At 31.7% G+C, this 14,760-nt stretch carries 12 protein-coding genes; 9 read left to right on the plus strand and 3 right to left on the minus strand.

Annotated elements, in window-relative coordinates:
* Window positions 1–2: 2 nt before the first annotated feature.
* Window positions 3–743: an LA_2272 family surface repeat-containing protein gene (locus K6T82_RS15960; RefSeq protein ID WP_223707519.1), complete on the minus strand. Its 741-nt coding sequence runs from the start codon at window positions 741–743 to the stop codon at window positions 3–5.
* A gap of 104 nt (window positions 744–847) precedes the next feature.
* On the opposite strand from K6T82_RS15960, the gene K6T82_RS15965 reads away from it, so the two are divergent.
* From K6T82_RS15965 to rpe, 7 genes are all read left to right on the plus strand, one after another.
* Window positions 848–1,807 (plus strand): hypothetical protein, encoded by a 960-nt coding sequence (locus tag K6T82_RS15965; RefSeq protein ID WP_223707521.1) that lies wholly within the window; start codon window positions 848–850, stop codon window positions 1,805–1,807.
* 174 nt (window positions 1,808–1,981) lie between these two features.
* Entirely contained in the window at window positions 1,982–2,728 is a 747-nt protein-coding gene (locus tag K6T82_RS15970) for a hypothetical protein (RefSeq protein ID WP_223707522.1), read from the plus strand.
* A 5-nt stretch (window positions 2,729–2,733) separates the two neighbouring features.
* Window positions 2,734–5,511 (plus strand): TonB-dependent receptor, encoded by a 2,778-nt coding sequence (locus K6T82_RS15975; RefSeq protein WP_223707524.1) that lies wholly within the window; start codon window positions 2,734–2,736, stop codon window positions 5,509–5,511.
* Between the two features lie 3 nt (window positions 5,512–5,514).
* Entirely contained in the window at window positions 5,515–6,723 is a 1,209-nt protein-coding gene (locus tag K6T82_RS15980; protein WP_223707526.1) for a DUF4249 domain-containing protein, read from the plus strand.
* The gene (locus K6T82_RS15985; RefSeq protein ID WP_223707528.1) at window positions 6,711–8,453 is read left to right on the plus strand and encodes a hypothetical protein; all 1,743 of its coding nucleotides are present in this window, start codon (window positions 6,711–6,713) and stop codon (window positions 8,451–8,453) included. Before K6T82_RS15980 ends, K6T82_RS15985 begins: the two co-directional genes overlap by 13 nt.
* A 94-nt stretch (window positions 8,454–8,547) precedes the next feature.
* Window positions 8,548–9,411, plus strand: coding sequence for a sigma-70 family RNA polymerase sigma factor (locus tag K6T82_RS15990; RefSeq protein WP_007804760.1), 864 nt, complete (start codon window positions 8,548–8,550; stop codon window positions 9,409–9,411).
* Between the two features lie 381 nt (window positions 9,412–9,792).
* Window positions 9,793–10,455, plus strand: a complete 663-nt coding sequence (gene rpe, locus K6T82_RS15995) for a ribulose-phosphate 3-epimerase (RefSeq protein ID WP_223707530.1) — start codon at window positions 9,793–9,795, stop codon at window positions 10,453–10,455.
* Here rpe and K6T82_RS16000 read toward each other — a convergent pair.
* Entirely contained in the window at window positions 10,432–11,217 is a 786-nt protein-coding gene (locus tag K6T82_RS16000) for a DNA/RNA non-specific endonuclease (RefSeq protein WP_223707532.1), read from the minus strand. The two genes, rpe and K6T82_RS16000, sit on opposite strands and share 24 nt — an antisense overlap.
* Before the next feature lie 93 nt (window positions 11,218–11,310).
* On the minus strand, window positions 11,311–13,497 hold the full coding sequence (locus K6T82_RS16005) for a carboxy terminal-processing peptidase (RefSeq protein ID WP_223707534.1): 2,187 nt from the start codon (window positions 13,495–13,497) through the stop codon (window positions 11,311–11,313).
* A 213-nt stretch (window positions 13,498–13,710) separates the two neighbouring features.
* On the opposite strand from K6T82_RS16005, the gene surE reads away from it, so the two are divergent.
* Both surE and K6T82_RS16015 read left to right on the plus strand, forming a co-directional pair.
* Entirely contained in the window at window positions 13,711–14,490 is a 780-nt protein-coding gene (surE, locus tag K6T82_RS16010; protein ID WP_223707536.1) for a 5'/3'-nucleotidase SurE, read from the plus strand.
* Window positions 14,483–14,752 (plus strand): hypothetical protein, encoded by a 270-nt coding sequence (locus K6T82_RS16015; protein ID WP_223707538.1) that lies wholly within the window; start codon window positions 14,483–14,485, stop codon window positions 14,750–14,752. Before surE ends, K6T82_RS16015 begins: the two co-directional genes overlap by 8 nt.
* Window positions 14,753–14,760: the final 8 nt, after the last annotated feature.

Raw genomic sequence — 14,760 nt, forward strand, 5'->3', positions numbered from 1 at the left:
TTTTACCAATTCAAAAAAGGCATTGACCTTTTATTATTTACATTCCAAACACCTAATTGAAAACCTTTAGAATTTGATTTATTAAAAATTCCAATCTGCAAACCATGATTCATTCGGGTTTGATTAAAAACTCCTATATGCAATCCTTTTAAATCATAAGATTGATTATAAATACCAACTGTCGAGCCAGACAAATCATTGTTTGCATTATACAATCCAACAGCTATTCCATTATGGTGATCTGCAATAGTTCCTAAAACAGTAATCGATAGTCCGTTAAAATTGCTGAATTTGTTCCCTGCAGAGATATTTAATCCGTTCATACTAGTTTCGACAAAAAAGCAACCAGAACTTACATTGAGTCCGTTTAATTGTAAATTAGAAATAGATTTTATATTCTTAATTAAATAATCTTCATCAGAATCTTTTCTAATTTTTATTTTATTATTTTTCACTACTTCATCAAAATACATAAGTGCCATAAAAGCGTAGAATGCTCCCGCAACAGGCGCAGGATTTGCTTCTAGATTTACCCCATTAATTACTTGATTTTCTACATTCTTATTATCAAGGTGTCCAAGACCAAGAACAAGACCATTTACTTTATATACTTTTTTAGACATTGGCGAAAGACTAAAAATCTGTGAATGCAATTCAATAGAATCATTTAAAGTTTGAAATGAATTCTGACCATAAGAACATCCAAAAACAAAAGTGATCATTATTAATACTGATATCTTCATAGTATTTATCTTTAAATTTATTCAAGCAAACCTATTGCATTTATCGCATATCAATTTGCGAAAACCAATTAAAAAAAAATTTATATTTGCGATTATCGCAAATTATGAAACATCAGGAATCGTTTTTAAAAGCTATTAGAAGTAAAATTTCCAAATCAAATTCTTTGATAGAAGAAGTCGCTGCCATTTTAGAAATAAGCTACGATGCGTCTCACAGAAGAATATCTCAAAAAAGCAAATTCTCTATAGATGAAACCATCAAGCTTGCTGATCATTTTAATATTTCGTTGGACAATTTGTTTTTAAAAAATGAAAAAGTAATTGTCGAGAAAACAATTGAGATTGAGAACCTAAAAGATATGCTTCAATATTTTAAAACTTCTGCAGAACAAGTTGAAATATTGACCAAAAATCCAAACACAATATTATATTATTCGGCCAAGGATATTCCGTTGTTTTATTTTATGGATGGAACAATTTTATCGAAATTTAAAGCTTTTGTGTGGCTGAATCTTTTGAACACAAATCAGAAAAAAGTATCCTTTGAAAATTTCGTAATCGAGGAATCGTTTTCTGAATATATGCAGACCTTGAAAAGAGTTTATGAAAACACGCAGGTCAATGAAATCTGGAACGACACTACGATCAATAGTAGCTTACAGCAAATTCTTTACTTTTACGAAGCTGGTCTTTTAAGTCTTAAAAATGCCAATGCACTTTGTAAAGACTTAAAAAGAATTATAAATCTAATACAGGAAAAGTGCAAAACCGATACAAATTTTGCTCTTTACTACAACGAACTTATATTGTTAAACAACAATATGCTGATAGAAACAGAAGAAAAGCTAACTATGTTTGTTCCTTATACATTGCTTGGTTATTTTATTACAGATAACGAAGACAGCTGTAAAAATGTGCATCGGTTTTTTAAGCAACAAATTCTTAATTCCGTTCCGTTAGGAAAATCTGGTATTAAAGAACAAAATCTCTTTTTCAATCGCGCCATTAGAAAAATCGACTACTATATTGAAAAGATAAATTCTCAGGTAGATTTATTATTCTAAACAATTATCAGTTCTTAAAATTATTTAACAATCATTTACTTATTAGACCGCTAAAAATGGGGTCTTTGGCTTAATTAATATAACCTTTTTATTACATTTTAACACATACTGTTCGTTTTTTAAAATATATTTTTAATACATTTGGAACTCATCAATCCAAAAACAAAATATTCCTTGAAAAATCACAAAAAACAGCACATCCTTATATTAATATTTGGATTATTCTTAAACATTTGTAATTTATACAGCCAAAACATTAAAGAAGAGTCAATCTATAATTTTTTTGACAACGCAGTTGGTGTAGAAAATTTAGGCGTCAATAACGGATATGCATATAAAGATATCTATACTACAATTGACAACAACAGTATGTATTATGTTTCGAACAATTTTACGAAAGGTTCTGTAAACTACGATGGACAAATTTATTACGATGTCAATCTCAAATACAACACTTACAAAGATGAGCTAATTCTTAGTCCGCGCGCAGAATCTAAATATTCTACCATTTCGCTAATTCAGGACAAAACAAGTGCCTTTACACTAAATGGTAAAAATTTTGTCTATTTAAATAAAAAGCTATCTCCATTATCCGAATTGACTACTGGATATTATGAGATTACAGCGCTTAGAGATGGGTTTAATTTTTACATTAAACATTCTAAAAAGCTAGAAAACAAAACGGTCGACAATAAAGTATATTCTAATTTTATTGACAACAATAGTTACTTTATTTTTTACAAAAACAGTTTTTACAATAGTAACAATAAAAGTGAAATCTTAAAAATATTTCCAAACCAAAAAAAACAGATTAACGATTTTTATGCAATGAATAGAGAACTTAGAAAATCAGACAATGATCAATTTATGATTAATCTACTTAAACACATCAATGCATCTCTATTACTTACAGAAAAATAAACCATATGAGAAAACTTTTACTTATTTTATTTGCCGTAATTTCTAATCAGTTCCTGTTCGCTCAAGATACAAACGAAAAAATATCAATTGAACTCAAGAATGCAGATTTGATGACTGTTATTCAAACCATAGAAAAATCATCATCTTATCGTTTTTATTTTGATGCTGAATGGATTAAATCAAACAAAAATTCCTATACAGCAAGCTACAAAGAAGCTACAATAGATGAAATATTAAGCAAAATATTCACCAACACAAGTCTTAATTTTTTCATTCTCAAAAAGAAAGTTATTTTAACAAACAATAGCAGTATTCACGATAAGCTACCTGCAAACTATTTTCCTGAAACTAATGATCCTGCTAATCAAATTAGTAGAAGAGCACAAAATCCTGTTTTTTATCAACAGTATGATTCTTTAAACAGCGTTAGCACCAAGAAAAATAACAGCATCATTTTTATTGGTAAAGAAACCGACATTGCAGAAAAAAAGACTGCCAATTTATCTGGATACATTAGAGACGCAGCTACAAACAAACCTGAGGCTAATGTTAACATCAAAATACGCAACAAAAACATCAGCACTGTAACCGACAGCGAAGGTCATTACAGCATGCAGATTCCTCTTGGAGTTAATGTAGTCGAAATAAAATCGATTAACTATAAAAAGAAAGTTCAAACCTTAATGATTTATAATGACGGAGAACTTGATTTGGATATTCATGAAGACACAAATCTGCTAGATGAAGTTGTAATCAAAAAAAGAGGAAAGAGAATTACCGAAACGGTTGTTTCAGGATTGGTTTCTATTGATATTGAAGCTGTAAAAACGGTTCCTTTAATTTTAGGAGAGCGTGATCTTTTTAAAATAGCAACCACTTTTCCTGGTATCAAAACTACTGGAGAAGGTTCTGCGGGATTTAATGTTCGAGGTGGTAAAGAAGATCAAAACTTGATTCTTTTGAACAACGCCGTACTTTATAATCCGCAACATTTTCTAGGTTTTTTCTCTGCCATCAATCCGTATGTTACCAAAAAAGCTGATATTTATAAAGGAAGCATTCCTGTCGATTTTGGAGGACGTTTATCTTCTGTTTTTGATATCAGCACAAAAAATGGGAACGCTGAAAAAGTTTCGGGAGAAGGTGCAATTGGCCCTATAACTTCGAATATTACGGTTGGATTACCTATTCAGAAAAACAAATCAAGCATTATTGTCGGTGCAAGAGCAACTTATTCGGACTGGATTTTAAAGTCTTTGGATGACGAAAATTTAAAAAATAGTGAAGCTGGTTTTTATGATGGAATTTTGAAATACAACAACACCATCAATAAAAACAACGCCATAGAAGCTACCGTTTATTATAGTAAAGATCGTTTTAGAATAAGTTCTGACTCCCTTTACAAATACAGTAATAGACTTGTTTCTGCAAAATGGGATCATACCTTCAACGATAAAAATAAAGGCGCTTTAATTTTTACAAATAGCGAGTACAAATTCAATATCGACTACGATACTAGCGGAGAAAATGCTTTTGATTTCGGGTATAAAATCAACGAAACACAGCTTATGGCAAAATTCAATTATGCTTATAATGAAAAACATAATATAACTTACGGACTTTCAGGCAAATTGTATAATGTGGATCCTGGTTATCAAAATCCTAAAAATCCAGGATCAGCTTTAGTCCCAATTGATATTGACAAAGAAAAAGGTTTGGAATCGGCAATTTTTATCGGAGACAATTTCAAAGTAAATGACAAATTACAAGTTGATTTAGGATTACGTTATTCTTTTTACGCAGCACTAGGTGAAGCAAACGCACATATCTATCAACCAGATGCTCCATTAAATGATGCTACACTTGTTGAAACTAAACATTATGGAAATAATGAAGTAATGAAAACTTATGGCGGTCTTGAGCCTCGTCTTTCTGCTCGTTATTTCTTTACCAAAGACTTTTCTATAAAGGCAAGTTTTGATCAGACGAGACAATACATCCATCTTTTATCCAACAATACAACCCAATCGCCAACCGACACTTGGACTTTATCAAATACAAATGTAAAACCTCAGAGTGGAAGACAGTATTCGTTAGGATTGTACAAAAATGTTTTAGATGATGAAATTGAACTTAGTTTAGAAGGATATTACAAAACATCTAAAAACATAATGGATTATAAAGTTGGAGCTCAATTATTACTTAATGAAAGTATAGAAACCCAGCTTTTACAAGGAGAAGGGAAAGCTTACGGAGTTGAATTTCTACTAAAAAAACAAGTAGGAAGATTAAACGGTTGGATCGGATATACTTATTCTAGAACACTTATAAAACTGGACAGTAAATTTGATTCTGAAAGAATAAACAATGGAGACTTTTTCCCTGCTAATTTTGACAAGCCTCACGATTTAAGTACTGTTTTAAATTATAAATTTACAAAGCGTTATAGTTTGTCTACCAATTTTATGTACCAAACCGGACGCCCAATTACTTATCCGATCGGAACTTTTCAATATGGAAATGCAGAATACACATTATATAGTGATAGAAACAAATATAGAATTCCTGATTACATTCGTTTAGACATCGGAATTAATATTGAAGGAAATCATAAGATTAAAAAACTAGCACATAGTTTCTGGAACATATCCGTTTACAATGTATTAGGTAGAAACAATCCATATTCAATTTACTTTGCAACAGAAGGAGGAAAAGTAAAAGCATATAAAACCTCTATTTTCTCTATTCCAGTTCCAAGTATAACTTATAATTTTAAATTTTAAAAAATGTATTTTAAAACTATAAATATCAAAAATCAAGGTAAAATCATTCTTCTACTTCTATTATGCTTGTTCATTAATAGTTGTACAGAAACTTATAATTTACAGACCAATACCTATGAAGAAGCCATTGTTATTGAAGCAACCTTAACAAATGAGCTTAAAAAACAAGAAATAAAGATTACAAAAACGGCTCGTTTCGAAGATGAAGGAGTAACCTCAGAAACTGGCGCAACTGTTATTGTAAAAGATAATCTTAACAATGAATATCTTTTTCAAGAACAGGACGGCAAATATGTTTCAGAAACAGAATTTGAAATTATTTCTGGAAGACAATATCATTTGGAAATAAAAACGAAAGATGGCAAAGTTTACCAATCATCTAATGAAACTTTAACAACCCCTACTCCAATTGGTGAAATTGTTCCCACAGTAGTTTCAAAGAACAATGAAGGAACTGGTGTTCAAATCAATGTTAACAGTTATGATCCGACAGGAACTTCAAAATATTACAGATATGAATATGAAGAAACGTATAAAATTGTTGCTCCAAAATGGTCTTCTGAAAGAGCTACTGTAATAGGCCCACAAAGAATAGTTGTAACAGAAGACAACGATCCTGCAAAAAGAATATGTTATGGAACAAGAAAATCAACAGACATCATCATAACGAATACAAACAATCTGAACGAAGACAGAGTGAATTTTCCTGTAAGATTTATTAAAGAAGATGATTATATCATTGCGCAACGATACAGTATTTTAGTGAAACAATATGTTGAAAACTTAGAAGCCTATACTTTTCATAAAATCATGAAAGAAATGGCAGCAGCTAGTAACACATTGTCTCCTAAACAACCAGGAGTGCTTTCTGGCAATATCAGATGTACCAGCAATGTTGACGAGAAAGTAATTGGTTATTTTGATGTTACATCGGTTTCATCTCAAAGAATATTTTTCAATTATACCGATTTATTCCCTCCTACCAACACTCCAACTTATATGAATCCTTGCGAAAATGTTTCTTATAGATATTGCTTTACTCCTAACCAAGTTCCTGCTTGCGAAGGTTCTACCGTAATTTCTGCAATACAAAATAACGCTATGGTATACGTATCTGGTGTTGACTCGCCAAATTTCGTTCTGGTTGACGCTGCGTGTGGAGATTGTACAACATTTGCTTCTAATATAATACCTTCATTTTGGAAAAATTAAAATATATTTTACTATTGATATTGATTATCAATACAAAACAGATCAAGGCTCAACAAGATGTTTCTCTAAATGAAACTTTATTTATCCATGCAAATGCAACAACATTTGTTTCTGGAGAAACTCTTCTATATAAAATTTATTGTCTAAAAACCTCAGACAAAACACCGAGTGCAATTAGCAAAATTGCCTACGCAGAATTGGTAGATGCCAATAGCAATGTGGTTTTCAAAAACAAATTGTTTTTAAATAACGGCACAGCAGCAGCAGATTATTTTATTCCGACTACAATAAAAACTGGAAATTATAAACTTATTGGATACACCAATTGGACTTTAAATTCGTCTGCTTCTAAAGTTTTTCAAATTGATATTAAAATCATAAATCCTTATGAGGTTTATGAAGTTAGTTCTTCAAAAGACAAAAACGCTGTTCCAAAAACAAATTCGGAAAATACAACCGCAATTACAGCTTCCTCTGTAAATAAAGAACAATTACTGGATAAAAACTTTAAATTAAAACTCAACAAAAAGACATTTGCAAATCGTGAAAAAGTGGTTTTAGAAATTGCACCTGCCTCTACAGATTCTCAAAAAGGAAACTATTCTCTTTCTGTTAGAAAAATAGACAACCTGCCAACAACAGAACAATTGACTGCAGATGAATTTTCTAAAACGCAATTTGCTATTGAAGCTATTTCAAAGAATAAAGAGAATATAATTCTTCCGGAACTTCGAGGAGAAATGATTTCTGGTAAAATTATCGCCAAAAACAATTCAGTTAGCATTCAAAATGTAAATATTGCCTTGTCTTTACCTGGAAAATCATTTGCATTTAAAGTTGTAAAAACAGATCAAAACGGACATTTCATTTTCAATTTAGACAAAAATTACGCAGGCAATGAAACTGTTTTACAAGTTTTAGGAGAGCAAAAAGAAAGCTTTACAATAGAACTAGACAAACTAAACGAACCCGATTATACTAAATTATCATTTCAGCCAGGTTTCAGATTACCAATCGAATTTAAAGAAGCTTTATTAGAACGATCAATTGCAAGTCAAATTGAAAATGCTTATTACCTAGAAAAAACAGATAGCATTATTAAACCAGAAAAAATAGATCCTTTTTATTATCCCCTTTCAAAGCAGTATAATCTTGATGATTTTACAAGATTTCCCACTTTAAAAGAAACAATTACCGAAATAGCAATCGAGATTTCGTCTAAGCAAAGCGGAAACAATCATAGCTTACACGTTGTAGACTACAGCACGAAGTTTCAGTCACCAGAACCCGCATTAGTACTTATTGATGGTTTCTTACTTCAAAATGTAAATGAACTTTTTACTTATAATATGAATAATGTTCACAGCATAAATATTATAACCGGAGGATATTATGTTGGACCAAAAATTTTTAACGGAATTATTAGCATTACTACTAATGACGGCAATTACACAAGTCCTCAAAAAGAAAATTATATCTATAAAATGGCTGTTTTAAGACCTTCGATGAAAAAGTCTTATTACAAAACAGATTATACAGATAATAAAAAATATGAACGAATCCCAGATTTTAGAAGTCAATTATTGTGGAATCCTGAAATAGATTTGAGCAACAGCAACCCTGTAACATTCTATACTTCAGACCTTTCAGGAACTTACGAAATAAGTGTTGAAGGTTTTACAGACAAAGGTAATCCGGTCTCTATAAAAGATACTTTTAAGATTGAATAATATTCTTAAAAAAAATATTTTCATTTAATTGTAACTTTTTTGATACTCTTTACGTATAATCATTTGTACACTTTAAAAATAGGGAGACAACAACATGAGACAACTTAAAATCACCAAGCAGGTAACTAATCGTGAAACTGCATCGTTAGATAAATATCTACAAGAAATTGGAAAAGTTGACCTAATTACCGCTGATGAAGAGGTAGAATTAGCACAAAGAATAAAGGCCGGTGATCAAAGAGCTTTAGAAAAATTAACAAAAGCCAACCTACGTTTCGTAGTATCTGTGGCTAAACAATATCAAAATCAAGGATTAACTCTTCCAGATTTAATTAATGAAGGAAACTTAGGTCTTATCAAAGCTGCTCAACGTTTTGATGAAACTCGTGGTTTCAAATTCATTTCTTACGCTGTATGGTGGATTCGTCAATCGATTCTTCAAGCTTTAGCTGAACAATCTCGTATTGTACGTTTACCATTAAATAAAATTGGTTCTATCAATAAAATCAACAAAATGTATGCGTTATTAGAGCAATCTAACGAGCGTCCGCCTTCTGCTGAGGAAATTGCAAAAGAACTTGATATGACTGTAAACGATGTAAAAGAGTCTATGAAAAACTCTGGACGTCACCTATCTATGGATGCTCCACTTGTGGAAGGAGAAGATTCTAACCTTTATGACGTATTACGTTCTGGTGAATCTCCAAATCCAGATAGAGAATTAATTCACGAATCTCTTCGTACTGAGATCGAACGTTCTTTAGAAACATTAACTCCAAGAGAGGCAGATGTTGTACGTTTGTATTTTGGACTTGGCGACCAACACCCAATGACTCTTGAAGAAATTGGTGAAACTTTCGACCTAACTCGTGAGCGTGTTCGTCAGATCAAAGAAAAAGCAATCCGTAGATTGAAACACACTTCTAGAAGTAAAATCCTTAAAACTTACTTAGGATAAACAATATTTGTTTCAGGTTTAAAGTTTCAGCTTGCTTTTGTAAATTGAAACATGAAACATGAAACCTTTGTAACCCAAACAACAGTTTGATTGACTGTTCGTTTTTTGATTGATGATTGAAACTCCGGCTGATTACCGGAGTTTTTTATTTTTATATTATTTGGTTGAAAAAGTTTTCTACCGCAAAGCACGCAAAGATTTACGCAAAGTTCGCTAAGAATTTACAAATTGAGAGTAATATGAATTTGAGAGCTCACAAAGCTTTGCTGACTTCGACATCCTTTACAAAGCTTATAAAAAACTTTGCGGCCTTTGCGTAAATCTTTGCGCTCTTTGCGGTTAAAAAAAAATTATCTTTGTAAAAAAACAATACACACTACAATGAAAAATACATTTATTGCTCCTTCAGTACTAGCTGCAGATTTTGCCAATTTACAGCGCGATGTCGAAATGATTAACAACAGTCAAGCTGATTGGTTTCATATCGATATTATGGATGGAGTTTTTGTTCCTAATATCTCTTTTGGAATGCCCGTTTTAGAAGCTATTTCAAAACATGCAAATAAATATATCGACGTCCATTTAATGATTATTGACCCTGATCGTTATATTAAAACTTTCGCTGATTTAGGAGCAAATGGATTGACCGTTCATTATGAAGCCTGCACACACTTACACAGAACACTTCAAGCCATTAAAGCTGAAGGAATGAAAGCTGGTGTAGCTATGAATCCACACACTAATGTTGATTTACTAGAAGATGTTATTAATGATATCGACGTAGTTTGCATTATGAGTGTAAACCCTGGATTTGGAGGTCAATCTTTTATTGAAAATACTTACAACAAAGTAAAAAAACTAAAAGCGCTTATTACTCGCAAAAACGCTTCGACACTAATCGAAATTGACGGTGGTGTAACAAGCAAAAACGCCAAACAATTAGTAGAAGCAGGTGCTGATGTTCTTGTTGCGGGAAGTTTTGTTTTTAAAGCAGAAAACCCAACCGAAACCATTGCCGATTTAAAAGTCCTTACTACTTTTTAGATTTTTAAGATTTGGAAAGAAATCAATTCCCGTCATTTTTTCTAAAGTTTCGATTGGAACCACAAAATCATAAATAGATTTGTCGCTCTTTTCATTTGGAACTAAAAATGCAATTGCCTTGTGTTCTTTTCCACTTTTAGCTAAAACAATTTTATAAAAATATTTAGGAACAGCAACTTTCTCTGTTCCTATTTTTTTGTCTGAATCTTTCGCAATTCCACCTGTAACTACATATATGTCATTGTATTTTCCTGCCCAATAACGAGTTTTTTGCTCTATCCTATTCCAAATTCCGGAATTAAACTCTTTTTTCTGCGGAGAAATATTAGACGTATAAAATGTATCATTGTAAGCATCTTTACTGAATTCCATATCTCCAGCTGGACAAAGGTGTCCTTTATCATAACCTGAATTTTTATAATTTCTCCAGTCCGCTGAGCCAGTAGTTACTTTTGGGTCTTCTATAAAATAGGGCCTCTTAAAGTCATTGTTTTTTAAATACTCTTTTTTCAATTCGTAAGCAACCCATTCGGCCTGCTCGAATTTTTCGTTATAAGAAAGCGTATAATATTGATGCTTTACGATTTGTTTTGTTGTCGAAGTTGGAAGATAAGCAACACTGTACAAAGAATCTTTACTGCTCGTATTCCCTTTAAAAGGAACAATTTCTTCTTTACTTACATTTTCATTAATTTCTACATTTTCCTTTTTACAAGACACCAACGCAAAACTCAATAATAACAAACTCAGACAACCTTTCATAATCGTATTTTTAATAGGTTAAACTTACAAAAAAAACGCTCCATAAATTAAAATTTATAGAGCGTTTTTAAACAAATTAAATTCTTATTGAATTTAAGACTTCACTAGTTTATCCTTTTTCATTTTAGGAGAAACGTTATTACTTTTCACCAATCCTTTGGTTTGTAAATCATCCAAAACATTCAAAGCTTCTTCTACATAAACATCTTTAGATAAAGCTTGGTGCCATGCATCTCTTTTTTCTTTTAAAGCTGCATCGCTATTTGTTTCTGCTTCTTCATAAGGAAGTGATTTAAACACTAAATTGTTTTTATAGTCAGAAATTGGTTTGTATTTTTTTCCTTCGTTTTCAACTTGTTCCTGAGTTTCTTTAAAACTTTTAATATTCAGGCTATAAGTGTTTTCTTTATTTTTAACATCAATCCATTTTGCATTGTCTTCAATCAATTTGAATTGAGCATTTTGAGCAATTCTGTTTTTACTGTTTAAAATCGCTTTATTAAAGTTTTCACTAGAAGTCCACGTATTATAATCAGCTGGATCAATTTTGTCCCAAGGCATTGCGTTGTCGATATCTCTTTCTCCCATTTTTAGGTAAGCGTAACGATCTGGCATCACCACATCACTATGAACACCTTCTAACTGAGTCGAACCTCCATTAATTCTATAAAACTTTTGCCCTGTAATTTTCAGTGCTCCAAGATCTCCATAATTCGCATTACGAACAAATTGATTTAAATCTAATACATTTTGCACGGTTCCTTTACCATAAGTTTGTTTACTTCCGATAATTACACCACGCTTATAATCTTGAATTGCAGCAGCTAGAATTTCAGATGCAGAAGCAGAGAAACTGTTTACCATAATTACCAACGGACCATCCCATTCGATTTTTTTATCTTTATCGTATAAAACTTCTTTCTTTTTACCAGCAGATTTTACCTGAACAATTGGTCCTTCTTCAATAAACAAACCAGCAATATCTACTACTGTAGAAAGAGATCCTCCACCATCATCACGTACATCCAAAACAATACCGTTGATGTTTTCTTTTTTCAGTCTTTCTACTTCAAGAGCAATATCTTTTCCAGCATCACGTCCATCTTTATTTTCAAAATCGATATAAAATTTAGGAAGATAAATCACTCCGTATTTTAAACCATTTTTCTCCACAATACTAGACTTTGCATACGTCTCTTCAATTTCAACAACATCACGAATGATTGAAATTACTTTGATAGAACCGTCAACTTTTTTAACTGTCAGTTTAACCTCAGTTCCTTTATGTCCTTTAATTTTCTTCACCACATCGTCCAAACGCATTCCGACAACATCAACTGGTTCTTCATTACCTTGTGCAACTTTCAGGATCAAATCTCCCGCTTCCAGTTGTTTTCCTTTCCATGCAGGACCTCCAGAAATTAATTCATCAATTTGAGTGAAATCATTTTTCTTCGTCAAACGAGCTCCAATTCCTTCTAGTTTACCACTAATATTTACATCAAAACGGTCTTTTTCTTCAGGTGCAAAGTAACTTGTATGAGGATCAAAACGAGCCATAATAGAATTCAAATACACAGAAAACCAGTATTCTCTATTTAAATCTTTAATAACACTAAAGTTATCATCTAAAGATTTCAAAGAACTTTCGCGTGTTTCTTTTTCTAAAGCATCGAAAGTTTTTTCTTTATAAGCTGGATCTTTTTTCTTCTTTTCTTCTTCAATCTTTTGCTTTGTTACAAGAGAAGAAAGAGTCGACAACTTAATTTGTTTTCTCCATCTTTCATTGATTTCCGCTAAATTTTTTGCATACGGAATATTCTCATAATCAGCATTAAAAGTTTCATCAACATTATAATTAAATGGCTGAGCTAAAATGGTCTTATAACGTTTTTTACTTTCTTCCATACGCTTCATCAATCTTGTGTAAGTAAGATTGAAAAACGTGATATCCTTGTTCAAAAACTGATCATCAAGCATTAATTCGTATTGCTTAAATTCATCAATATCAGACTGCAAGAAAAATCTTTTTGAAGGGTCTAATGCATCAATATAATCTTTAAAAATACCTTTAGAAAATTCGTCATTTATTTCTGCCGGACTATAATGCCCTTTTTCAATAACAAATGCCAGTAATTCTAAAAGTGTCTTATCTCTGTTCGGATCCGGATCAGCATTTCTGTCGGCATTCATCTTAAATGCAAATAATGTCAACGACAAGCACAATACGGCTATGATTATTTTATAATTTCTTTTCATAAACTTTATAATAGCATTCATCAATTTTTTTATCTAAGTTACGTTAAAAACTATGCCACGATAGCTAACGTCACGATAATTTTTTGTTAAAGATATAAAAATGTTTAATTCGTGAAAAAGTTCTTTAACTTAGTTGACAAATTTTACATTTTTTGTGACTTATCTCGAAGAATCTGTCATTACATTTGTTTTTAAATTCTTACAATTGTTAAAATTACACATAATATCCATAAAATGAAAACCGAGAAACCTCTAATACTTGTCACTAATGACGATGGTATTTTAGCTCCTGGAATACGAGCATTAATTAGTGTCATGGAAACAATCGGCGATGTAATCGTTGTTGCTCCAGACAAACCTCAAAGCGCAATGGGTCATGCTATAACCATAAATAATACTTTATTCTTAGACAAAATTTCAAAAGAGAATGACAAAATTGCCGAATACAGTTGCTCAGGCACACCTGTTGATTGCGTCAAGCTGGCTGTAAACGAAATTTTGAAACGCAAACCTGACTTATGCGTTTCGGGTATAAATCATGGTTCTAATTCTTCTATAAATGTAATTTACTCAGGAACAATGAGCGCAGCTGTAGAAGCCGGAATAGAAGGTATTCAGTCAATTGGTTTTTCGTTATTAGATTTTGATTGGAATGCCGATTTTGAGCAGATTAAATCTTTCGTAAAAAAAATCACTTTAGAAACTTTAGCCAACAAATTACCTCCTGGAGTAGTTTTAAATGTCAACTTCCCAAAATTAAAAGAATCTGAAATAAAAGGCATAAAAGTTTGTCGTCAAGCGAAAGCCTATTACGCACAGAAATTCGATAAAAGACAAACTCCTTTTGGGAAAGACTATTTCTGGCTTGCCGGAAAATTTGTCAATGAAGACAAAGGGGAAGATACCGATGAATGGGCTTTAGAAAACGGATATGTTTCTGTAGTTCCTGTACAATTTGATTTGACAGCACACCATTCCATTCAACAACTTAATACTTGGAAATTAAATGATTAAAGAAGTAGCAATCGGTTTTACAATCGGAATTTTCACAGCGCTTTTAGGAAGTTATTTATTTATCACTTTCTTTACCACATTTGATATTTCGTCAGGAATTCGAATGATTAAAGAATATGGCTATCTTGGAAAAATCATTACTTTAGGAACACTTTTGGATCTTGGTGTTTTTACAATTTTATTAAAACGAAATAAAGAATTCATGGCTCGCGGTGTAATTTTAGCCGTGATTGTACTCGCAATTTCTACATTAATTGTTTAAAATCTTAT

Source organism: Flavobacterium potami (assembly GCF_020026915.1).
In the GTDB taxonomy this organism is placed as follows: domain Bacteria; phylum Bacteroidota; class Bacteroidia; order Flavobacteriales; family Flavobacteriaceae; genus Flavobacterium; species Flavobacterium potami.